Consider the following 23,486-nt stretch of genomic DNA (forward strand, 5'->3'; position numbering starts at 1 on the left):
TTACTCCTTGGATGGGGACGACGCCGGAGACGCCTGAGATGTTGAAACAGCGGCAGGTGGGGCGGATCGGGATGTTTGCCGGCGCAGGTCGTCCAGCGCGTCGCGCAGACGCGCGGCGGTGAGTTCGCCCAGATGGGCGTCGACCAGACGGCCGTGGGCATCGAAGTACAGCGTGGTGGGAAGCGCGCGCGTCTCGACTGCTCGCATGGCCTGCGACTCGGGATCGAGCAACAGATGATCGAACGTGAGGCCCTGCGACGTCATGAACGCCTCGACCGTGTTCGCCGTCTCGCCCTGATTGATCATCAGGAAGCGCACGTCCGGATAGTCCGCCTGGGCCTGCGCCAGTACCGGCATTTCGCGACGGCAGGGCGGACACCAGCTCGCCCAGAGATTCATCACGATGGGTTTGCCGCGATGCGTGTCCAGCGACACCGGTCGACCCGCGATGTCCGTGAGTGTCAGGGCCGGTAACGGCGGCGCTTCGCGCAGCATGAACGTCAGGCCGACGTGCATGACACCCCAGATCGCCAGCCCGGCCGCCATGCCGGCGAGCATCGGTCGTCGCTGTGTCCGGTGTTGGCGTGTGCGCCAGAGTGCCCACGCCAACGCGGCGCCGACGCCGGCCCAGACATCGAAGCCGCCGTCGCCGAGCGCGATCATCGACGCTGGCGATACCGAGTAATCCGGCCACCAGCGCACCACATATACCGCCCGCGCGGTGAACAGACCGACGGCCAGCGCGTCGAGCAGTACGCTGGCACCCGCGCGCCGCGAAGTGACGTCGCTGGCGCGCAGCGCATATCGCGCAACGATCCACGCGAGCACCGCCGCGGCTATCACGGCTGCGGTCTTCATCGGGAAGGGACCGATGCCGATCATGACGCTTGCGCCGGGTTCGCGCGCTGCGCCGCATCGAGACGGCTCAGGAACGTGTTCACGCTCGTCTCGCCGACCATGCGGTGCTCGCGCACTTCCTGGCCCGTCGCATCGATGAGGATGAGCGTGGGCGGGCCCAACACGCCCCAGCGCTTCATCAACGCCTGATCGATGGCGTCGTTCTTCGTCACGTCCGGGCGGAGCACCTGCATCTGCGCCAGACGCGCTGACACCGTCGGGTTAGCGAAGACGTTTCGTTCGATGACGTGGCAACTCACGCACCAGTCGGCATAGAAGTCGATGAGGGTCCACTGCCCCTGTGCGGCTGCCTGCGCGACGCGGGCATCGACGTCCTGCACGGACTTGACCCCGACGTACTCGACCGCCCCGGTGCGCTGACTGGCAAGGGGGCCGGCACTGACACCGTCGGCAGCGTATCCGGCGGGTCTCACCTGCGCCAGCGGCCGCACGAACGAGTCGCTACCCGACGCGGCTCCCACGAGCACCATCACGGACCAGAGGCCGGTCAGGATGCCAAGGAAGACCAATGCCCAGCACGCCGTCTTGCCACGGATCGCCCACGCCCAGCCCGCGAGACCGACGGCCAGCCCAAGGCCGAGCGCACCCCACAGCGCCAGACCGACGGCCCCCGGCAGAAAGCGGTTCAGCATCATGACGGCCATGCCGACCATGACGTAAGCGAACGCGATGCGCACGCGCACCATCCACGGCCCGGGGCGCGGCAGAATGCGCGCGCCGAACAGCGCGATGGCCAGCAACGGCATGCCCATACCGAGCCCCATCGCGAAGAGTGCACCGCCCCCCATCCACGCGTTGCCGGTCTGGCCGATGTAGAGCAGCGCGCCCGCGAGCGGCGCCGTCATGCAGGGACCGACGAGCAACGCCGAGAGAAAGCCCAGCGCGGCGGCGCTCGCGAGACTGCCGCCCGGGCGGTGGCGTCCGGCGGCGTCGAGCCGGTTCACGATGAACGACGGCAGGCGAATCTCGAACAGACCGAACAACGACGCCGCCAGCACCAGAAACAGCGCCGCGAAGGCCGTGAGCAGCCAGGGCGATTGCAGCGTCGCTTGCAGATTGGCCCCCGCGAGCGCGGCGGCCACGCCAACGCTGGCATACGTCAGTGCCATCGTCACCACGTAAGCCGACGACAACCCCAACGCACGCATCGGCGAGGGGCGATTGCCCACGATCATCGTCGAGACGATGGGGATCATCGGCAGCACGCACGGCGTGAAAGCCAGCATCAATCCGAGACCGAAGAACAGCAGCTTGGCGGCAATGGGGTCGAGTGTTGCGAGCTGACGGGCCGTTTCCTGATCGGCCGCCAGCGACTCGGCGTGGGTGTCGTCGTCCAGCGCAGCGGCGGCCGCCGCTGCGGTCGTGGCCGTGGACGCCGCCACGGCAGCCGCTGTCTTATCGGCATCGGCATCGGCATCGGGGGTGTCGTGTGCCGAGAGCGCACCGGACGACGGGAACGATGCGGCCGACTCGACCGCTGCCTCTGTCGTGACGAGCGCCTGCGAGGCGTCACCTGAACCTGTCGACGGGACGGCTTTGGGCAACGGTATCCGGAAGGTCTGCGGTGGATAGCAGATTCCTGCCTGCGCACAGCCTTGCCAATGAAGTACGACATAGTCCGACGTCTGCGCCGGCAACTTCAGCCGCAGATCGTCGTCATAGTAGATCTCCGATTTGCCGAAGAACTCGTCGGTGTGAGGCTTGCCGTCGGAGAGCGTGAACGCGACGGGCTTGCCATGAGCATCCTCCACGCGCAGCGAATGACGATAAACGTAGTGATCCTTAGCAATGCGGCTGCCAATGGAGATGCCACCATCTTCGTACCTTGGCGCATCGAGACGCAGCACCTGCGACGCTTCTAACACCTGCGAGCCGGACTGCCACGGAAAAGCGGCAGTGGCGGGCGTGACGCGAAGCGCACCGAGCGCGCCGAGCAAAATCACAAAGATGAAAACGATTCGACGAAACAATCTGTCCTCCCTAAACAGTCGAAGCGAGACAGAGCGTGGCGGAGGACGATTAACTGAGAGTTAACGGGCGGCCCGGTGCGAAACGCCGTATCCCCCGAATACACGAAATACGTAACATGTCGCGGTGCTGACAAAAGGTCGCAAAGCGGCCGACGAGAGGCGTGAATCCATGCGAGTACTGTTGGTAGAGGACGATTCTCTGATCGCGAGCGGCATCGTTGCCGGCCTCTCGACTTTGGGAATTCACGTCGAGGCGAGTGTCTGTGGCGAAGCGGCCATCGCGGCGCATGCGGAAAACACGTTCGACGCGCTCGTGCTCGACCTCGGTCTGCCCGATGGCGACGGTCTCGACATCATCGCCAGCGTGCGCGCCGTGGAGCCGGATGTCCCGGTACTCATCCTCACTGCGCGCGACGGCATCGAGCATCGCATCGCCGGTCTCAATGCCGGGGCCGACGACTACATGGTCAAGCCGTTCGATCTGCGCGAACTGGCGGCGCGTCTGCATGCATTGGTGCGCCGTACGCAGGGTCGCGCGGCGCACGTCATCGAAGCCGGTCCCCTGCGTCTTGATCCGGCGAGCGGTCTCGCCTGGCTCGACGGCGCGCCCGTCGAACTCTCCCGCCGCGAAGTCGACCTGCTCGCCTATCTCGCCAGCAGCCGGGGCCGCTGGCTGTCGCCCGACATGCTGCACGTGCGCTTGTACGGCATGACGGAGCGCGTCAACAGCAACGTGCTGAACGTTCACATTCACAATGTGCGCCGCAAGCTCGGCGGCGACGCGATCCAGACCGCCCGCGGCCTCGGATACCGGCTGGGATGGAGCTTGTCATGAGTCTTCGGCTAAGGGCGGTACTGATCGCCGGGGTGGCGCTGATCTTGCTGTGGACGGCGGCAGCGGGCTGGATGATGCGCGGCGTGCGCGCGAGCCTCGACGATACGCTCGACGAACGTCTCGCGATGTCGGCGACGATGGTCTCGGGATTGATGGCACGCGCTGCGTTCTCGCCGCATACCGAGGGCCGGGACTGGGGCGACGTGATCCGTGCGGGAGCGGGCGATGGTATTGCCTGCGAAATCCGTTCCTTGCAGGGCGCGGTGCTGGCGCATACCGACGGCGGCCCGCAATCGTCGTCGCTTTCGCTACCGACCGGCTTCAGCACACGCGAGATCGATGGCCGCCAGTGGCGCATCTACGTGTTGCAGGACGCGGGCGGCTATCAGGTGATGACGGCGGATCTCGTTGACCGGCGCGCCGTGCTCACGCGCGACATGCTGCGTGCTGCGGGCGTGCCGTTCCTGATCGCGGTCGTTGGCGGGCTGCTCGCGTTGTGGATCGGCATCGGACGCGGACTCCAGCCGTTGAACACGTTGCGCGTCGCGCTCAGGCACAAGCGCACCGACGATACGACGCCCGTGGATATCGGGCAGGCGCCGACCGAGCTGAGGCCGGTCGTCACGGCATTGAACGGCTGGCTGGATCGTCTGGCGACGACGCTGGCGGGACAGCGCGCATTCACCGATGGCGCCGCGCACGAACTTCGCACCCCGCTCACAGCCGTCGACACGCACTTGCAGGTGGCGGAGATGACGCAAGGGCATGCTTCGAAGCTGGCGCTGCAACAGGCAAGCACCGGTGTGCGACGGCTGCGGCATACGCTGGATCAGTTGATGACGCTCGCGCAGACCGAAGCGCCGGTGCACGCGCACGACAAGTGCGAGTCGGTCGGTAGCGTGATCGACGACGTGCTCAGCGAGTGGGGGGAGACGGATCGTTTCGTCTTCCGCATGGTGGGCGTGGACAGCGGCTCGGCGTTGCCACGCTCGATGCTAGGCACAGCGCTCAGAAACATCGTGGACAACGCTATGCGCTATTCGCCCGCCGGCAGCGAAATCACGCTGACGGTGCGTGCCGACGAGGCCAACCGTCGTTACTGCATCGAAGTGGGCGACCGGGGGCCGGGGCTCGCCCCCGAACAGACGCTCAGGCTCGGGCAGCGATTCTGGCGCGGAGATCAGGGGCGCAAGCGGGGCGAGGGCGCGGGGTTGGGCATCTCCATCGTGCAAGCCATCGCCAGACGATTCGATGCGACGCTGGAGTTCACGCCGCGTGAGGGCGGTGGTCTGCTGGCACGGTTGCACGTGCCAACGGGCGGATGAGGTGACGTGACGGCGGCGACGGGACGGCCGCCATCACGCCGCATTCAGGCATTCAGGTCGTCGACTTCGCCTTCGCCGCCCGCTTCGGCCCTGCCGTTTTGGTAGCACTCACGGTCTTCGTCGCGGCAGGCGTCGCGGTCGCCGAAGCCTCGCGGCTTGCTGCACCCCGCGTCGAACGCGGTTTCGTGCTCGGTTTCGTGCGCGCCTTCGTGGTTACCCCCGTTTCAGCTTCCCGCTTCTGCGCCGCGTGCTCGAACACACCCAGCACGCGTTCCAGATCGCTTTGCTCGCCGTCCTGCAACGGCACGGCAAAACTCAGATCCCGAACGGCCTTCGCCACCAGACGGATGTGCTCGGGTGACGCCTGCGCGAGCATCCCCGGAATCGCTTCCATCGCGGCGTTGGGCGCCATGCGCAGCAATCCGGCCTGACGGCGGATGATCTCGCGGAAACGCTCGATGGACATCTGCGCGTCGCCCCGCGGCAACGACCGCGCGAGGTTGAACTGACGTTCGTCCGCCTCGCCATGCAGGCGATGCACCCAGATCAGCGCGCGAATACCAGCTTCGAGCACACCGCCCTGACGCAGTTCGTGACGCCGCAGCGCCAGTGTCTCCTTCACGAATGCCACGTGCTCCGGCGATGTACCCGGATGCACGCGCACTGCCGTGCCATCGCTGCCATGCAGGCCCGCCAGCGCCTGCACCCACGGTTGCCCGTAGATCAGCTCGAACGCCTTCTCGTAGCCGTCGTCGCGCACGTCGCGATAGAAGTTCAGCGACTGTTCGATGGCGCTCGACACTGCCGTCTCCAGTGCCAGGAACGGATTGTCGGGAGATACGGGATGACGCGCGTCCCGCACACGCTCGGCCTTGTCCGCAAACGGCACCGCGAACGGATTGCGATCCGACCACAACTCGTAGCTCACGCGCAGCGGATGCAGGACACGCATCCAGTAAGCCGAGGTCGGCGTGACCATGGCGCGCACCCACGGCTGGACGAGGCTGCGGTAAAGCCCGAGGTGGATGTCGGACAGATGCGCTACCGCGGCAAAACGCCGATCGCTCTCCGTATCCGGTTGCACGATGGCGCGGACATCGTCGACGCTGCGCCGCTGGATCGACATCACGTAGTCGCCGTCCGCCAGTTCGCCGTGCAGCGTGTCGTCGGTCTTGTCTGCGATCTGCGCCTGATAGATGCCGGCGGGCAGCACGTCGATCAGATCGATGTTGTTGACGAACTTGCGGTGCTCCTTACGACCCGTGCTACCCGAGACGAAGATGCCGAGGTGCCCGATGCTGTCGTGCGTCGCGTACACGATGGTCTGGTCGTGACTGAGGACTTCCGCGTCGTCGCGATACATGTCGGTGACGAAGCCGAGGGCTTGCGGGGGCGGCGTGATGTTGTCGCCGTAGGAGCAGAACACGACGATGGGCGAGCGAATGTTGCGCAGGTCGAGGCGGATGCCGTCGCTCGTGATCAGCTCCGCGCTCGTGAGCCGGTTGCCGACGAAAAGGTTGTCGACGATGTACTGCATCTCCTGCGCGTTCAGGAAGACATGGCCGCCCCAATACTTTTCGAAGCCGAGATAGCGCGGCGCTTCGGTGTCGACATTGGCGTACAGGTGATACTTCTTGCGCCACAGCGTGTTCGCCGGATCGAGGTTTTCGAAGTTCTCGACGAGCCACGCACCGTCGAAGCGGCCGTCGCCCAGATCGCTCGTGAGCGCAGTGAGCCAACTGCCGCCGAGCAGGCCGCCCGAGTAGCGCATGGGGTTGCGTCCGCGCCAGCCGGCCCAGTAAGACAGCGGCGCGCCCGCCACGATGATCGGGCCGAACAGTTCCGGGCGCATCGCGGCGGTCATCAATATCTGCCACCCCGCCTGACAGTTGCCGATCACCGCCGGTTTGCCCGCGCTCTCCGGGTGCAGCGAAATCACCTTTTCCAGAAACGCCGCTTCCGCTCGCATGACGTCTTCCACCGTTTGCCCCGGCACGGGGTCGGGCAGGAAGCCGACGAAATAGCAGGGATGTCCGGCGCGCAGGGCGGCGCCGATCTCGCTGTCGGGCTTGAAGCCGCCGATGCCCGGGCCGTGCCCGGCGCGCGGATCGACGACCACGAACGGACGTGCGTTGGGCAGCGTGGGCGTGTCCTTGGGCGGCACGATGCGCATCAGGCTGTAGTTGCAGGGACGCGGCAGGTCGTGTCCGTCGAGAATCACTTCCGAGGCGAAGTCGAGCACGTTGGGGGCCGACTCGGCCAGATGTTCCTGATACTGATTGCCGCGCTGGCGCATGACATCCGCGAACAGTACGCTGCGCTGCCAGGCATCGACGGCATATTCGGCGGCAGCGGCCATCCACGGCAGGTGGTTCAGCCACGGACTGGCGGCGAGCCACGGGGCGTTGCCGGTGCTTGAGGCCGTGGCGGCAGTAGTGGCGGTACGGGCGGTGGCACGACGCGAAGCGTTGCGTTCGAGTGCGGCTGACGGGGCTGACAGGGATGACGACTTGGCGGGCATGGCAATGACCTCACAAATCCGGCATGACAGGGTGGGCGAACGCCGCAAAGATCGCGAGCGTTGCAAGCGCCGGGCGGGGAATCGGCGGATGCGCCGGAACCCGGCCAATCCCCTGCGCGCGGCAGACGCAACGCGACGTTACGCCATCGAACTGAGCGTGCGGCGAAAGCGCCGCAGCGAGAAGGTGAAGAACACGGCGCCGATGACGGCGAGCGCCAGGAACTGCACCCACACGACGCCGATCCCGGCGCCACGGAACAGAATCGCCTGACCCAGCTCGACGAAATGCGTCGTGGGCGCAGCGAGCATCACGTCCTGCACCAGCTTCGGCATGCTCTCGCGCGGCGTGTTCCCGCCGGAGAGCATTTGCAGCGGCAGCAGTACCAGAATCAGCAACATGCCGAATTGCGGCATCGAGCGCGCCAGCGTGGCGAGAAAAATCCCCATCGACGTGGTCGCGAACAGATGCAACGTCGCGCCGAGCAGGAACAGGGCCACCGAGCCGCCTATCGGCACGTGCAGCGCGCCGCTCACGATCAGCCACAACGACATCGCCGCAGCGATCAGCACCACCAGTCCCATCGACCAGACTTTCGCCAGCATGATCTCGGTCGGTGTCACCGGCATGACGAGCAAGTGCTCGATGGTGCCGTGCTCGCGCTCGCGAATGAGCGCCGCACCGGTGAGAATGATCGACAACATGGTGATGTTGTTGATGATCTGCATGAGCGAGCCGAACCACGCGCGCTCCAGCGTCGGATTGAAGCGCACGCGCAGCGCCAGATCGACAGGCAACTCGGGCGTCGCCCGGTATCGCTGAAGGAATTCGCGCACCTCCGACGACACGATCTGCTGCACGTAACCGCTGCCGGAGAAGGCCTGACTCATGCGCGTGGCGTCGACGTTGAGCTGCACTTCGGCGGCGCGTCCGGCCAGAATGTCGCGCTGAAAATTCGGCGGAATGTTGAGCGCGAACGTGTATGCGCCCGCGTCCATGCCCCGGTCGACGGCGTCTGCCGTGATCATTTGTGGCGTGGTGAACTGCGGCGGATAGAACGCCGAGACGATGCGTTGCGAGAGCGGCGAGACGTCTTCGTCGACGATCGCGATGGGCGCCAGATGCAGCGTGTCGGGCTGCGCGGTGGCGGCTGAATACACCGACGCCGTGAAGGTGTAGATGATGAGCACGAGCATCATCGGATCGCGCACGAGGCTCCATAACTCCTTCACGCCGAGCCGGTAGATGTTCGCGAGATGCCGCAACCACGGATGCTTGCGGCGCGGTGGCGCGACGCTTGCCGTCGACGGTGGCGGTGGCGGTGGTGGCGAATTAGGCGGGGTGGGCGCTTCCGCTTGCGGTGTGCTCGGGCTGGCCATCACTTGTCCTGTTTCTTGAGCAGCAGGATCGTGGCGCCCAGAATCACGGGCACGGCGATGAGCATCGGCCAGAAGGCGTTACCGAGATCGCCGAAGCCGAGCGCCTTGTTGAAGACGCCCCGACTGATGATCAGCATGTAAGTCGCCGGATAGATCTCGCCGATGAACCGGCCCGAGCCCTCCATCGACGGCACCGGCGTGATCATCCCGGAGAACTGGATCGCCGGAATCATGGTGCCGATCATCGTGAAGAACAGGGCCGCGATCTGGCTGCGGGTAAAGGTGGACGCGAGCAGGCCAATGCCGGTGGCGACCACGTTGAAAATGAAGACGGCGGTGATCAGCGTCAAGAAGCTTCCCTTGATGGGAACGCCGAACAGCGTCACCGCGATCAGCGCCATGAGCAGGAAGTTGAGCATGGCGAGCGCCACATACGGAATCTGCTTGCCGATCAGGAATTCCGTGCGCGTGACGGGCGTGACGTACAGGTTCAGGATCGACCCCAGCTCCTTCTCGCGCACGACGGACAGCGCGGTGAGCATGGCGGGCAGCATGAGCAGGAGCAGCGGGATCACGGCCGGGACCATCGCCGGCAGACTCTTGACGTCGGGGTTGTAGCGATAGCGTGTCTCGATGTCGAGCGACGCCGTGGGCCTCACGCCGAGCCGTCGCAACGACTGATCGGCCAGCCAGTTCTGATGCATCCCCTGCACGTAGCCTTGCACCGTCTCCGCACGCATCGGCATGGCGCCGTCGATCCAGGCGCCGATCTGCACGGCTTTGCCGCGCGAGACGTCACGGGCGAAGCCCGGCGGGATTTCGATCGCGAGCGACAGTTCGCCGTCGCGCAGCCGTCGGTCCATGTCGTCGTAATCGGTGATGGGTGGCTGTTCGATGAAGTAACGCGAGCCCGCGATGTTCAGCGCGTAGTTCTGGCTCAGGGTTGTCTGGTCGCGATCGAGCACGGCGTAACGCAGGTCTTCCACGTCCATGCTGATGCCGTAGCCCATCACCAGCATGAGCACGAGCGAGCCGACGAGCGCGAGCGTGGCGCGCACCGGGTCGCGCTGCAACTCCAGCGTCTCGCGCCAGAGGTAGCTGATCATGCGGCTGAGAGAGAACCCCTTATGTTTCGCGTGTGCCGTTTCGACCGGCGGGGCTTCCGATTTGGGTGTCTCCGGCGCTTCGGGGGTTCCGCCGCCCGCTTCCACGAGGTATTCGATGAACGCCTGTTCGAGGGTGTCGGCGCCCTTGTCTCGCGTGATCTTCGCGGGCGGATCGGAAACGAGTACACGGCCGGCATGCATCAGCGAGATGCGGTCGCAGCGGTCGGCCTCGTTCATGAAGTGGGTGGAGATGAAGATCGTCACACGGTCACGACGTGAGAGCTCGACCAGCAGACGCCAGAAGTTGTCGCGCGCCACCGGATCGACGCCCGAGGTCGGCTCGTCGAGAATCAGCAGTTCGGGCTTGTGCACCATCGCGACCGCGAGCGACAGGCGTTGACGCATGCCAAGCGGAATGCTGTCGGGCAGCGAGTCCACGACCTCCGCGAGATCGAAGCGCTGCACCATCTCCGCAACGCGCGATTCGACCTCCGCTTCCGGCACGTGGAACAGACGCGCATGCAGCACGAGGTTCTGGTGCACCGTCAGTTCGGTGTAGAGCGAGAACGCCTGCGACATATAGCCCACGCGGCGCCGGGTGTCGATGTCCTTTGGGTCGACCTCGTGGCCGAACAGCCACGCTTGCCCCTCGCTGGCCTGAAGCAGGCCGGTGAGCATCTTCATCGTGGTCGACTTGCCGCAGCCGTTCGAGCCGAGAAAGCCGAAGATCTCGCCGCGCCGAATGCGGAAGTCCACGTGATCGACGGCGACGAAATCGCCGAAGCGCATCGTGAGCCCCTTGGCTTCGATGGCGATCTCCGTGTGTTCGTCGATGTGCAGCGGCGGGATCACCACGGGCTCGTAGCCGCGCTTCTTCTCGTCGGGTAGCAGATCGATGAAGGCCGCTTCGAGGTTGTCGCGTCCGGTGCGCTCAAGCAGTTGGGCCGGCGTGCCGGTGGCGAGCACCTTGCCGGCGTCCATGGCGACGAGCCAGTCGAAGCGCTGCGCTTCGTCCATGTACGCCGTGGCGACGATCACGCTCATGCCCGGCCGCTCGCGCCGGATGCGTGCGATCAGGTCCCAGAATTGCGCGCGGGCGAGCGGGTCCACGCCGGTGGTGGGCTCGTCGAGAATCAGCAGGTCGGGGTCGTGGATCAGCGCACAGCACAGGCCGAGCTTTTGCTTCATGCCGCCCGAGAGCTTGCCCGCAGGACGATCGAGGAACGGGTGCAGACCGGTGCTGCGAGTGAGGTCGTCGATGCGACGGCGTCGCTCGGCGGCGTCGTGACCGAACAGGCGCGCGAAGAATTGCAGGTTCTCTTCGACGGAGAGCGTCGGATAGAGGTTCTTGCCCAGTCCCTGCGGCATGTAGGCGATGCGCGGGCACACGAGGTCGCGGTGCGCCTTGCTCGCCATGTCGCCGCCCAGCGCCTCGACGGTACCCGTCTGCACGGCACGCGCGCCGGCGATCAGCGAGAGCAGCGTCGACTTGCCGACACCGTCCGGCCCGATCAGACCGACCATGCAGTTCGCCGGAATGTCGATGGAGACGTTGTCGAGCGCGACGGTCTTGCGGCCATACGTCAGCGTGACGTCGACCACATGCACGACCGGTGGCGCGGTGTTGCGATCGGGAGGAGGAGAGGTCGCCGTCATGATGCGGGACTCACTGCGGCAGCTTCGTCTGCAACTGGGCCGGCCATTCGGCCTTGCTGTCGGTCTTGACCCATGCCACACCGGGCAGGCCGGTCTTCACGAGCTTTAGATGCTGTTGCAGTAATTCAGGGGCGATCTGCGCGCGCACGCGAAACATCAGCTTCTGACGCTCGCTCTCCGTCTCGACCGTCTTCGGCGTGAATTGCGCCGTGCTGGAGACGAACGAGATGCTGGCCGGGATCACGAACTGCGGTGCGGCGTCGAGCACGATGCGGGCCTCGGCGCCCATCGCGAGGCGGCCTGCGACGGCTTCGGGCAGGAAGAACGTCATGTACACGTCCGACAGGTCGACGAGGTTGAGCACTTTGCCGCCAGCGGCAAGCACCTCCCCCGGTTGCGCGACGCGATACTGCACGCGCCCGTCGCGCGGGGCTTTCAGTTCGCTGTCGGTGATGTCGGCCTCGATGCGGTTGATGGTGGCCTGTGCGGCTTCGACCGTCGACTTCGAACCGGTGACCTGTGCGTTGGCCGCTTCGACGGCCGATTGGGCGGCGGCGACTTGCGCGCGTGCGGCCGTTACGGCCGCGCGAGTGCTGCGCACGCGGGCGCGGTCGTCGTCCAGTTCCTGCACCGATGAGGCGCCTTCTTTCGAGAGCGTTTCCGAGCGGGAGAGACGTCGCTGGGCGGCGTCGAGTTCGGCTTCGCGCGCGGCGACGTTGGCCTCGGCGGTAGCTTTGTCCGACAGGCGCGCGGCGGCCTGGGCCTGAATCGCCGCAACGTTGGTCACGGCCTGCTGATACTGGGCGCGGGCTTCGTCGCGTTGCGCGGAGAGCGTGTCGATCTGCATTTTGGCGAGCACCTGACCGGCCTTCACGAAGTCACCCTCGCGCACGTAAATGGCTTCGACGCGTCCGGCCATCTTCGTCGCGATGTCGACTTCGGTCGCTTCGATGCGCCCGTTGCCGCTGGCGAAACCGTCGCCGGGGCCGGTGTTGCTGTACGTCTTCCATCCGTACCATGCCAGCCCGATCACGACGAGCACGATCAGCGCGGGAATCAGTTTTTTGGTATTGGGAAGCGTCATGTTCTGTGACCTCTTGAATTTATTGGACGGTCTGCGTCGGCGCTGTTGCGGGCGACGCTGGCGATGCCGGCGCGACCGGTTCGATCACCCGTGGCGTGCGGGCGAACGCACCGCCAGGGGTGTCGGCCGCGGGCATGAGGCGACTGCCGCCGCCGAGCGCCGTGTACAGCGACACGCGCGCGGACAGCAACGCGCGGCGCGTCTGGACCGTTTGTTGTTCGATGGCGAGGAGATCGCGTTGGGCGTCGAGCACTTCGAGGAAGGCTGCGGCGCCGTGGTCGTAGCGCAGCTTGGCAAGACGTGCGCGTTCGGCCTGCGCGTCCTGCGTGGCTTGCAGAATCGTGACCTGATCGGCCAGCCAACGACGTGCGCTCAGTGCGTCGGCCACATCGCGAAACGCGCCCTGAATCGTCTTCTCGTAGTTCGCGACCGATTCGACCCGGCGCGCTTCGGCCAGATCGAGGTTGTTCACGAGGCGTCCGCCCTGAAAGATCGGGATGTTGATGCTCGGGGTGAATGTCCATGCGGCGCTGCCGGCCTTGAACAAGCCATCGAGCGCGCTGCTCGCGGTGCCGACGGAGCCGGTCAGCGTGATCTGCGGGAAGAACGCCGCGCGCGCGGCGCCGATGTTCGCGTGTGCGGCGCGCAGTTGATACTCGGCCGCGATGATGTCCGGGCGGTCTTCCAGCAACGACGACGGCAGGCCGGGTTCGAGATCGCGCATCAGGCTGGCGTCGTCGGCCATGCGGTCGAGCGCTTGCGGCGAGGTGTCGATCGGCACGCCGACGAGCACCTGCAACGCGTGCGCCTGCGTGGCGCGTTGCTGCTCGAGTTGCGTCACCAGCGCACGCGCCTGTTGCCAGAGCGTGGTGACTTCCGTGAGATCGAGCTTCGACGTGGAGCCGACTTGCTCGCGTCGCGTGAAAATCCGCAGCGACTCGGCGCGGCTGTCCACGGTCTGTTGCGCGAGCGCGATGCGTTCGTCGAATTCGCGCAGACTCAGCCACGTTTGCGCCACTTGTGAGATCAGACTCAGTTCGAGCGCGCGGCGAGAGGCATCGGACGCCAGATAATCGTCGAGCGCCGCATCCTTGAGGTTGCGGATGCGGCCCCAGAAGTCGAGCTCCCATGTCGATAGACCGAGGCCGACCTGATACTGACTGCTGATGTAGGGATTGCCGGTGAGGCTCAGGTCGCCGGGCAGCCGCTGACGTGTTCCGCTGGCGCCGACGCCCAATGCAGGAAAGAGATCGGCGCGCTGAATGCCATATACCGCACGAGATTGTTCGACACGCGCGAGTGCCACGCGCAGATCGCGGTTGTTGGCGAGTGCGGTGTCGATGAGGCTGCGTAGCTGCGGATCGGCGAAATATTCACGCCAGTCGAGCGCAGATGCCGGTTGCGCAGTGGCGGTGGCCGGGGAGGCGCTGACATCCGGTGTCCACACATTGGGGACAGGGGCGGCAGGGCGCTCGTAAGTGGGCGCCATCGATATACAGCCGCTCAGTACCGTGACAGCCAGCACGGCCGCGATGGTCACAGGCCTGATGAGCCTGACGGACCTGATGGACGTTGGGGGCATCGCAAGGATATTCGCGACGCCGGAACGCATACGTGGATTGCATGGTTTCGCCATAGAAGCTTCGACCTCCCGACGGACACCTAACTATATCTTGGGTGACGTCAATCGGCGTATACCGGAGGAGACGAAAAAAGCGAACGGTTGTGCTAAATCAAGAAAGGCCCCGAATCGACTAGAGCATCGACTCGGGGCCTTTCACGATGTGGCATGGTTCGCTGGCAATCCACGTGAGGCGATTGCGTTTTAAACCGCAATGCGCTTCACATTGGTGCAATGGTGCGTCTGTCGTCAAAGGACAACGACGCACCGTGTGGATCAGTACTCGGCGTCGAGTCCGTCCTGCACCTGTTCGGCGGCGCGCAGCACGGCGCGGGCCTTGTTTTCCGTCTCTTGCCATTCGGATTCGGGCACCGAGTCGGCGACGATACCGGCAGCGGCTTGCACATAGAGGTTGCCGTCCTTGACGACGCCAGTGCGAATCGCGATGGCCACGTCCATTTCCCCGCCGAACGACAGATAGCCGACGGCACCGCCGTACAGGCCGCGCTTGACCGGTTCGAGTTCGTCGATCAGCTCCATGGCGCGAACCTTCGGTGCGCCGGTGAGCGTGCCGGCCGGGAAGGTGGCACGCAGCACGTCGATGTTCGACAGACCGGGCTGCAGACGACCTTCGACCGAGCTGACGATGTGCTGCACGTGCGAGTACTTCTCGATGATCATCTTGTCGGTGACTTCGACGGTGCCGGTCTGTGCGATGCGGCCCACGTCGTTACGCGCCAGATCGATCAGCATCACGTGTTCGGCGATTTCCTTCGGATCGCCAAGCAATTCCTTCGCCAGCTCTGCGTCGCGCTCCGGCGTGGCGCCGCGCGGGCGCGTACCGGCCAGCGGACGAATCGTCACGATTTCATGCTCGCCATCCGGCGTCTGACGACGCTCCTGACGCACGAGGATCTCCGGCGACGCGCCCACGACCTGGAAATCGCCGAAATTGTAGAAGTACATGTACGGCGACGGATTGAGCGAGCGCAGCGCGCGGTAGAGCGAGAGCGGGGCGTCGCGATACGGCTTGATGAGACGCTGGCCGACCTGCACCTGCATCAGCTCGCCGGCCTCGATGGCTTCCTTGGCCTTGGCGACGGCGGCCAGATAATCCGGCTTGGCGAATTCGCGGAAGGTCTCGGTGCGCACGCTGCCCGAGGTGACCGGGGCGTCGACCGGTGCTTTCAGGCGGGCGCGCAGTTCGCGCAGACGCAGGCGTGCCTTCGAATAGGCTTCCGGCTGCGTGGGATCGGCGTAGATGATGAGGTAGAGCTTGCCGGTGAGGTTGTCGATCACGGCGAGTTCTTCCGTGAGCAGCAACTGGATGTCCGGCAGGTTCAGATCGTCGCGCGGCGTGGTGTGCGCGAGCTTCTTCTCGATGTAGCGCACGGCGTCGTAGCCGAAGTAGCCGGCGAGGCCACCGCAGAAACGCGGCATGCCCGGGCGCAGTGCGACCTTGAAACGCGCCTGGAACGCGGTGATGAATTCGAGCGGGTCGCCTTCGTGCGTCTCGACGACCGTGCCGTCGCGCACGACTTCGGTCTTCGGGCCGAAGCTGCGCAGCAACGTGTGGGCCGACAGGCCGATGAACGAGTAGCGGCCGAAGCGTTCACCGCCGACGACGGATTCGAGCAGGAAGGTGTTGGCCCCACGGCGGTCGCCGAGCGCGAGCTTCAGATAGAGCGAGAGCGGCGTGTCGAGATCGGCAAAGGCTTCCGCGATCAGCGGAATGCGGTTAAAGCCTTGGTTGGCCAGCGATTTGAATTCGAGTTCGGTCATGTTGCACTCTGCCTGCAAGTTGGTTGCCGGCGGGCGGTCCCGCAGAATCGGCGTGGATTGGCGTTGAGAATACCTGAGTCATGTCGGGGGTGGATGTGCTGACCCACGTCGGGCCGCAGCGAGCGCGCGCACCCGGAGGCGACGGCGACCCTGCGTCTCGACGAATCCGCACGCCGTACGAGGCGACGCGCCGATATATGACTTCTTGGGAACAACAACGATGCAAGAAACGGGTTGCTGAAGACGAACTCCAGCGGTCCCGGCCACCCCTTTGGGAAGGGTTCAGCAGGACCAGCGTCGCCAGGGCCAGGCCCCCCGGTCGATCACGCTAAGACTCCGTTTCTTGTTCAGGAACATTGCGTTTGAATGCAGTGTGGAAGACGGCGAATTCAGTTCGCCAGTGTGGACGCAGCTTTGGGCAGGATCGCCCGGGCAGCGCCCAGAATTGAGGCAACTATACCATCCGTGTCGATCGTCTGTATAGATTCGCCATGGTTGTAGCCATAGGGCACGGTGAGCGAGCGGCAGCCCGCGGCGCGGGCGGCCTGCGCGTCGTTGCCCGAGTCGCCGACGAGCACCGTTTGCGCCGGTGTCACGCCGAACGCTTCGCAGGCTTTGACGAGCGGCATCGGGTCAGGCTTGCGCTTCGGCCACGAATCGCCGCCGTACACCAGATCGAACTGATCGGTGAGACCGTAGTGTTCGAGCAATGCCACGGCGAAGCGATGCTGCTTGTTGGTGATGCACGCGACCGGCAGGCCCGCTTCACGCAAGGCGGCGAGGCCCTCGCGCACTTCCGGGTAGAGCGCCGTGTTCTCGCCGTTGACCGACGTGTAGACGGCTTCGTACTTGTCCTGCGCGCGATCGAACAGCGCGTCGATCTCGCTTTCGGGGAAGCGCTCGGCCAGCGTCTTGCGCACCAGATTGGCGGTGCCCTTGCCCACGAACGTCATCAGGCGCTCGACCGGCACAGGCTCGGCGCCGAGGTCGGCCAGCATGGCGTTCAACGCCACACCGAAGTCGCCTGCCGTATCGACGAGCGTGCCGTCGAGGTCGATCAGCACCGCGCGGATGCCGTCCAGTTGAAGATGCGGGTTCTGGATCATGCGACGCTCGCGAGTTGGGCGCGCATCTGGTCGATTACCGCCTTGTAGTCGGGTTTGCCGAAGATGGCCGAACCGGCCACGAACGTGTCGGCACCGGCGGCAGCGATCTCCGCGATGTTGTCGACCTTCACGCCGCCGTCGATTTCCAGACGGATCTCACGGCCGGTCTCGGCGGTATAAGCGTCGATACGGGCGCGCACGGCGCGCAGCTTGTTGAGCGCTTCCGGAATGAACGACTGGCCGCCGAAACCCGGGTTGACGGACATGATCAGCACCATGTCCAGACGGTCCATCACGTGATCGAGGTAGTGCAGCGGGGTGCCCGGGTTGAAAACGAGACCGGCCTTGCAGCCGTTGTCGCGAATCAGGCCGAGCGTGCGGTCCACGTGCTCCGAGGCTTCCGGGTGGAACGTAATGAGGTTTGCGCCGGCCTTGGCGAAGTCGGGCACGATGCGGTCGACCGGGCGCACCATCAGGTGCACGTCGATGGGCACGTCCACGTGCGGGCGGATCGCCTCGCAGACCATCGGGCCGATCGTCAGGTTGGGAACGTAATGGTTGTCCATCACGTCGAAGTGAATCCAGTCGGCGCCTGCCGCCACGACGTTACGGACTTCTTCGCCCAGCCGGGCAAAGTCGGCGGACAGGATGCTGGGGGCGATACAGAATTGCGTCATGGCAGGGGCAGGGGGAAAGCGTCAAAAGCGTTATTTTAAAGCTTTCACATGACGCCTGCCCGCAGTCTGTCGGATTGACCTGGTGGCAAGCCTTTCCGTCTTCCTGCGCGCGTACCTGACGGCGCTGTGTCGCTGATGTCGTCCGGGCGTCGGAATACCGCATGCCGCCAGCGATTCGGGGGCCGTTTGCCGGTTGCGACCTGGGGCGACTTGCCGCAGAATGCCTTGCAAAACGGGACAACGCTTGTGTTTTACGCCTGTCACCATGCCGGAGCGCGCCGTGATCCCGCCAGTCTCGGGCCGGGCGCCGACCATCAACAGACCAGAAAGACATCAGAGAGCCAGCATGCGCTACAGGAACATCCAATGAGCCAGTACGAATTTACCGTGACCGTGCGCCCGCAATACCTCCCGGAACAATCGGAACCGGACCGGCGGCAGTTTGCTTTCGCCTACACGATCACGATCCGCAACAGCGGCGAGGTGCCGGCGCAACTTATTTCGCGCCATTGGGTGATTACTGACGGCGACAACAAAGTGCAGGAAGTGAACGGGCTGGGTGTCGTCGGTCATCAACCGTTCCTTCAGCCCGGCGAGCAGTTCGAGTACACGAGCTGGGCGATGGTTGCCACGCCGGTGGGCACCATGCGTGGCGAATACTTCTGTGTGGCCGAAGACGGCACGCGCTTCGAAGCGCCCATCGCTGAATTTGCGCTCACCATGCCGCGCACGCTGCATTGAGCCCGGGCATGCGTGTCACGCCGGAAGGTCAGCGCCGGTCGTCCGACCAGTCTTCCCGTTTGAGCGGATCGTCGGCGACCTCTGGCTGCCGTTCGCCAGGGGCATCGGCCGGATGGATTGGATCGACGGTATCGCTCGGCATCGGGCGGATCGCGCGCATCTGGCGGACACGGCGCGTGGGCGACGGCTTGCGTCGCATGATGACGATAGCGGCGACGATCACGATCGCCAGCAACACCTCCGGCAAGACCAGCAACGCCGGATATTCATCGAACAGATTACTCATGACGCTCTTCCTGAATGTGTTCGGGCGGTGGCGCGCCGGCCGGGGCCTGGCGCTCGCCGCGTTTGCCGCATTGCTCTATGGTTGTTCGAGTGTGCCTCCGTCGACCCCGTCGCGTCCAGGGGTTCCGCCGTCGAACGTGGCAACGCCGCCGTCGGGGGCGGGACGCATGCAGGCCGTCGCTTGGGCGGACGTCGACGGCTGGCAGGACGACTCCCTGATCGGCGCCCGTCTGGCGCTCGCACAGACCTGCGTGAAACTCGGTCGCCAAACCAAGTGGCAACCGGCCTGCCGCGCGTCGGAACAGCTTGACGACCTCGATGCCGCGTCGGTGCGTCAGTTCTTCGAACAGTACTTTACGCCGTTCCGTATCGCGAACTCCGACGGCACGCAGACGGGCCTGATCACCGGCTACTACGAGCCGTTGCTGCACGGCTCGCGCGTGCGTGGCGGCATCTACCAGACGCCGCTCTACAAATGGCCCGCCGGGCGCAAGGCCGGCTCGTTGCCCGCGCGCTCGGAACTGATGCGCAGCGGCATGTTGCGCGGGTATGAGCTGGTTTATGTGGATGACCCCATCGAGGCGTTCTTCCTGCAAGTACAGGGCTCTGGGCAGGTGTTGCTCGACGATGGCACCGTCATGCGCGTGGGCTACGGCGGCAACAACGATCAGCCGTACAAGTCGATTGGCCGCTGGCTGATCGATCGCGGCGAGATCACGGCTGCGCAGGCGACGATGCAGGGCATTCGCGCGTGGGCGCGCGCCAATCCGTCGCGTGTCGACGCGCTGCTCGACGTGAATCCGCGCTTCGTCTTCTTCCGCGAGATGCCGAACCACGGTGTCGGCGGTATCGAGGGGCCGATCGGCGCGTTGGGCGTGCCGCTCACGGCGGAACGCTCGATTGCCGTTGATCCGGCGTCGATTCCGCTGGGCAGCCCGGTGTTTCTGTCGACGACCCGCCCGCCGTTCGGGCCGCAAGCCAATTCGCCGATCAACCGTCTGATGTTCGCGCAGGACACCGGCAGCGCCATCAAGGGTGGCGTGCGCGCCGACTTCTTCTGGGGGCTGGGCGACGACGCTGGCGATCTGGCCGGACGCATGCGTCAGAGCGGCAAGATGTGGGTGTTTTTGCCGAACCAGTAAGCCCCGGCGAAACGTCATCACCTGATGAAAAGCGCGATCGCAGTGTCTTCCTGCGGTCGCGCTTTTTTGTTCGTGTCGCGCGCCGCGAATTGCCTCAACGTCGTATTGCGCGCGACTTCACACGAGATTTTCGGTTTTGTCTGGTGACGCTGGCGACCGGGCCGTCACCGATCAGTTGAGGTTCCGTGACGCGTTCATGCGCCGCAGCGACGGTGCGCCCTCGTGCGGGGTGGCGCCGAACGCCGGTCATTCGCGATGCTTCCCGTCCGACCGCTGTTCTTTTCAGGCAACACGGGCTCGCATCGAGGCTTTCGGGCCATGGAGAAAGCATCAACAATTCGACGTCGGCAGCGGTGAGCCCGGCGTTGCGGGCGTGAATCCCGGCAGGCCCGGTCCGCATGGCCGATCCCCCTTGCTCGTATTGAATCCGTCATCCGCTCTCCCGCTCCCCGAAATGTCTGCGCAAAATCCCCCAGAAGTTTCCCGTCACGATGTTGACGCCCCTTCCGTATCGCTGCCCTCGCTGTCGGGGAAAGTGGCGTTCATCACAGGAGGCGGCCGAGGTATCGGGGCGGCTATCGCCCGTCGCTTCGCGCGTGAGGGCGCCGCCGTGTGCATTACCTATGTGACGTCGGCACAGGAGGCGGCGTCGCTTGTCGCCGACATCGAGCGCGAGGGCGGTCGGGCGATGGCGTTGCAGGCGGAAGGCGCCGACATGCAGGCGATCCAGACCACGATTCGTACCGCAGCGGAACACTTCGGCAAGATCGACGTTCTGGTGAACAATGCAGGCATGTTGCACGTCGACACCATCGACAAATTCCCCGTCGAAACGATGCAGCGCATGCTGGCCGTGAATGTCGCGGGCGTATTCGTCGCGATTCAGGAATCGGTGCGCTTCATGCCCGACGGTGGGCGTGTGATCAATATCGGCAGCATTACCAGCGACTACGTGCCGATCGCTGGCGCGAGCGTGTACGCCACGACCAAAGGCGCGCTGGCGAGCATGACGCGCGCGTTGGCACGAGATCTTGGCACGCGAGGCATCACCGTCAACAACATTCAGCCCGGTCGAATCGACACTGACATGAATCCCGCCGATGGTCCGATGGCCGGACGCCTCAGCGCGTCCATTGCGCTGGGGCACTATGGCGAAGTGGAGGACGTGGCGTCGCTGGCCGCGTTCCTCGCCGGGCCCGAGGCCAAGTTCATTACCGGCGCGAACATGAAGGTCGATGGCGGCACGAGCCTCTGACGTCGACGATGTTGCGGCGCCGGGTGAGCGTTGACGTCGCGAACGGGCCGGATGCGAAAGAAAAAGCCCGCGAAGTCGCGGGCTTTTTTCATACGGCGGCTCAGCGTGTGACTGTGGCTCAGCGCGGACGCTTGTCCACCACCCGACGTGCCTTGCCCACCGAGCGCTCGATGCCACCGACGGGCTTCACGCGCACTGCGCACGACACGCCGATGAGCGTCTTGATGTCGCGCTTGAGTTCGCTGCCGGCCGATTGCAACGCTGCGGCGTCGTCGCAGCCGACGGCGGCTTCGACATCCACGGCCATCGTATCCATCGGGCCTTCCTTGTCCAGAATGATCTGGTAGTGCGGGGAGAGCACCGGCTGACGCAGCAGCAGCTCTTCGATCTGCGAGGGGAAGACGTTCACGCCGCGAATGATCATCATGTCGTCCGAGCGGCCGGTGATCTTCTCCATGCGACGCATCGTGCGCGCCGTACCCGGCAGCAGACGCGTGAGATCGCGCGTGCGGTAGCGGATGATCGGCAGCGCTTCCTTCGTGAGCGAGGTGAACACCAGTTCGCCGAATTCGCCGTCGGGCAGCACTTCGCCGGTCTCCGGATCGATGATTTCGGGATAGAAGTGATCTTCCCAGATCGTCGGGCCGTCCTTCGTCTCGGCGCATTCGCACGCCACGCCCGGGCCCATCACTTCCGACAGACCGTAGATGTCGACGGCGTCGATGCCCATGCGCTTCTCGATGGCCGTGCGCATGTCGTTCGTCCACGGCTCGGCGCCGAAGATGCCGATGCGCAGCGACGATTCGGCGGCCACGATGCCCTGACGCTCAAGCTCGTCCGCAATCGCGAGCATGTAGCTCGGCGTGACCATGATGATGTCCGGCTTGAAATCCTGAATCAACTGGACCTGCTTCTCGGTCTGGCCGCCACCGAACGGAATGACCGTCAGGCCCGCGCGTTCCGCGCCGTAGTGCGCGCCGAGACCGCCCGTGAACAGCCCGTAACCGTAGCTGATGTGCACCTTGTCGCCGCGACGCGCGCCCGAAGCACGGATCGAGCGGGCGACCAGATCGGCCCACGTGCTGATGTCGTTGGCGGTGTAGCCCACGACCGTCGGCTTGCCCGTCGTACCCGAGGACGCATGCACACGCGAGACCTGCTCCATCGGCACCGCGAACATGCCGAAGGGATAGCTGTCGCGCAGATCCTTCTTCGTCGTGAACGGGAACTTGGCCAGGTCGGCCAGCGAGGTCAGATCGTCCGGATGGACGCCGGCTTCTTCGAACTTCCGGCGATACACCGGCGAGTTCTCATAGGCATGCCGCAACGTCGTCTTCAGACGGTCGAGCTGAAGGGCGCGCAGTTCGTCGAGGCTCGCTTTCTCGATCGGCTCGAGCGGCAGGGCGGTGGTCATGACTGTCTCCTTGGGTCTTGCTTCTTACGCTTGTTACGTTTGGCTTGTTACGGTTGTTTCCCGCATGTCCGTGCCCGGACGCGCGTGTTGCCGGGCATATCAGACAACGCTGCCCTTGATCTGTGCGGACTTGCCGCGGAACATCGCCACCACTTCGCCGGCATTGTTCGTCAAACGGATGTCGTAAATGCCGTGGCGTCCCGAGAGCACCTGCTCCTGCGCTTCGGCGGTGAGCGTGTCGCCACCCGACACCGGTTTGAGGAATTCGATGCTGCAACCGGCGGCGACGGTGACGACGTTGTAGCTGTTACATGCGAACGCGAAGGTCGAATCCGCCAGCGTGAACATCAGACCGCCGTGGCAAATGGCATGGCCGTTGAGGAATTCGTCGCGGATGCGCATCGTCATGCGGGCATAGCCCGGACGCACTTCCTGCAACTCCATGCCCAGCCACTGGCTTGCGCGGTCGGTGCTGTACATGGCCACGCCCGTGGCGTGGGCAAGTTCTTCCGGGGTCATCTCGCTGACGGCCTTGGCGGCAGTGGAGGTCTGGCTCATCGGGGGCTCCTCGTTGTCTCTTGTCTTGTTATGTCGTCGGTCTCTCGCGCAGCGCGTGGTTTTGGCATCTGATGTGCGTCGTCGCTGCGTTGTTCTGCTTTTTCCTTGGTCCT

The 23,486-nt window shown here is 65.0% G+C and carries 18 protein-coding genes; 5 read left to right on the plus strand and 13 right to left on the minus strand.

Going from position 1 to position 23,486, the window contains the following annotated elements:
• Both A9762_RS18565 and dsbD read right to left on the minus strand, forming a co-directional pair.
• Entirely contained in the window at window positions 1-882 is an 882-nt protein-coding gene (locus A9762_RS18565; protein WP_069343494.1) for a TlpA disulfide reductase family protein, read from the minus strand.
• The gene (dsbD, locus tag A9762_RS18570) at window positions 879-2,888 is read right to left on the minus strand and encodes a protein-disulfide reductase DsbD (RefSeq protein ID WP_069343495.1); all 2,010 of its coding nucleotides are present in this window, start codon (window positions 2,886-2,888) and stop codon (window positions 879-881) included. Before dsbD ends, A9762_RS18565 begins: the two co-directional genes overlap by 4 nt.
• A 169-nt stretch (window positions 2,889-3,057) precedes the next feature.
• Here dsbD and A9762_RS18575 point away from each other — a divergent pair, with 169 nt between their 5' ends.
• Together A9762_RS18575 and A9762_RS18580 are read left to right on the plus strand one after the other, a co-directional pair.
• A complete protein-coding gene (locus A9762_RS18575; protein ID WP_069343496.1) occupies window positions 3,058-3,723 on the plus strand; it encodes a response regulator transcription factor in 666 nt (221 codons plus the stop codon).
• On the plus strand, window positions 3,720-5,048 hold the full coding sequence (locus A9762_RS18580; protein ID WP_069343497.1) for an ATP-binding protein: 1,329 nt from the start codon (window positions 3,720-3,722) through the stop codon (window positions 5,046-5,048). The genes A9762_RS18575 and A9762_RS18580 overlap by 4 nt, the downstream gene beginning before the upstream one ends.
• A gap of 52 nt (window positions 5,049-5,100) precedes the next feature.
• On the opposite strand, the gene A9762_RS18585 is transcribed toward A9762_RS18580, so the two are convergent.
• From A9762_RS18585 to rpe, 8 genes are all read right to left on the minus strand, one after another.
• On the minus strand, window positions 5,101-7,407 hold the full coding sequence (locus A9762_RS18585) for a DUF3141 domain-containing protein (RefSeq protein ID WP_069343517.1): 2,307 nt from the start codon (window positions 7,405-7,407) through the stop codon (window positions 5,101-5,103).
• A gap of 300 nt (window positions 7,408-7,707) precedes the next feature.
• A complete protein-coding gene (locus A9762_RS18590; protein ID WP_069343498.1) occupies window positions 7,708-8,832 on the minus strand; it encodes an ABC transporter permease in 1,125 nt (374 codons plus the stop codon).
• Window positions 8,833-8,945: 113 nt separating this feature from the next.
• A complete protein-coding gene (gene rbbA / locus A9762_RS18595; RefSeq protein ID WP_083254076.1) occupies window positions 8,946-11,708 on the minus strand; it encodes a ribosome-associated ATPase/putative transporter RbbA in 2,763 nt (920 codons plus the stop codon).
• Window positions 11,709-11,718: 10 nt separating this feature from the next.
• Window positions 11,719-12,792 carry an HlyD family secretion protein gene (locus A9762_RS18600; protein WP_069343499.1) on the minus strand — a complete coding sequence of 358 codons (1,074 nt, stop codon included), beginning with the start codon at window positions 12,790-12,792 and terminating at the stop codon, window positions 11,719-11,721.
• Window positions 12,793-12,811: 19 nt separating this feature from the next.
• Window positions 12,812-14,374 carry an efflux transporter outer membrane subunit gene (locus A9762_RS18605; protein WP_083254081.1) on the minus strand — a complete coding sequence of 521 codons (1,563 nt, stop codon included), beginning with the start codon at window positions 14,372-14,374 and terminating at the stop codon, window positions 12,812-12,814.
• A 315-nt stretch (window positions 14,375-14,689) separates the two neighbouring features.
• A complete protein-coding gene (trpE, locus tag A9762_RS18610; protein ID WP_069343500.1) occupies window positions 14,690-16,195 on the minus strand; it encodes an anthranilate synthase component I in 1,506 nt (501 codons plus the stop codon).
• Between the two features lie 389 nt (window positions 16,196-16,584).
• The gene (locus tag A9762_RS18615) at window positions 16,585-17,301 is read right to left on the minus strand and encodes a phosphoglycolate phosphatase (protein WP_069343501.1); all 717 of its coding nucleotides are present in this window, start codon (window positions 17,299-17,301) and stop codon (window positions 16,585-16,587) included.
• Complete coding sequence (gene rpe / locus A9762_RS18620; protein ID WP_039406078.1) at window positions 17,298-17,978, minus strand: ribulose-phosphate 3-epimerase; 681 nt, start codon at window positions 17,976-17,978, stop codon at window positions 17,298-17,300. Before rpe ends, A9762_RS18615 begins: the two co-directional genes overlap by 4 nt.
• 366 nt (window positions 17,979-18,344) lie before the next feature.
• Here rpe and apaG point away from each other — a divergent pair, with 366 nt between their 5' ends.
• Window positions 18,345-18,719: a Co2+/Mg2+ efflux protein ApaG gene (gene apaG / locus A9762_RS18625; RefSeq protein ID WP_039393382.1), complete on the plus strand. Its 375-nt coding sequence runs from the start codon at window positions 18,345-18,347 to the stop codon at window positions 18,717-18,719.
• Between the two features lie 28 nt (window positions 18,720-18,747).
• On the opposite strand, the gene A9762_RS18630 is transcribed toward apaG, so the two are convergent.
• Complete coding sequence (locus A9762_RS18630; protein WP_069343502.1) at window positions 18,748-19,005, minus strand: hypothetical protein; 258 nt, start codon at window positions 19,003-19,005, stop codon at window positions 18,748-18,750.
• Between A9762_RS18630 and A9762_RS18635 the strand changes: the two genes are divergently transcribed.
• Together A9762_RS18635 and A9762_RS18640 are read left to right on the plus strand one after the other, a co-directional pair.
• The gene (locus A9762_RS18635) at window positions 19,004-20,146 is read left to right on the plus strand and encodes a murein transglycosylase A (RefSeq protein ID WP_069343503.1); all 1,143 of its coding nucleotides are present in this window, start codon (window positions 19,004-19,006) and stop codon (window positions 20,144-20,146) included. The two genes, A9762_RS18630 and A9762_RS18635, sit on opposite strands and share 2 nt — an antisense overlap.
• 535 nt (window positions 20,147-20,681) lie before the next feature.
• On the plus strand, window positions 20,682-21,401 hold the full coding sequence (locus tag A9762_RS18640) for an SDR family NAD(P)-dependent oxidoreductase (RefSeq protein WP_240493625.1): 720 nt from the start codon (window positions 20,682-20,684) through the stop codon (window positions 21,399-21,401).
• A 118-nt stretch (window positions 21,402-21,519) separates the two neighbouring features.
• On the opposite strand, the gene paaK is transcribed toward A9762_RS18640, so the two are convergent.
• Window positions 21,520-22,815, minus strand: coding sequence for a phenylacetate--CoA ligase PaaK (gene paaK / locus A9762_RS18645; RefSeq protein ID WP_069343504.1), 1,296 nt, complete (start codon window positions 22,813-22,815; stop codon window positions 21,520-21,522).
• Window positions 22,816-22,914: 99 nt separating this feature from the next.
• Entirely contained in the window at window positions 22,915-23,373 is a 459-nt protein-coding gene (gene paaI, locus A9762_RS18650; RefSeq protein WP_371443114.1) for a hydroxyphenylacetyl-CoA thioesterase PaaI, read from the minus strand.
• Window positions 23,374-23,486: the final 113 nt, after the last annotated feature.

The organism is Pandoraea sp. ISTKB (assembly GCF_001721285.1).
Classification (GTDB): domain Bacteria; phylum Pseudomonadota; class Gammaproteobacteria; order Burkholderiales; family Burkholderiaceae; genus Pandoraea; species Pandoraea capi.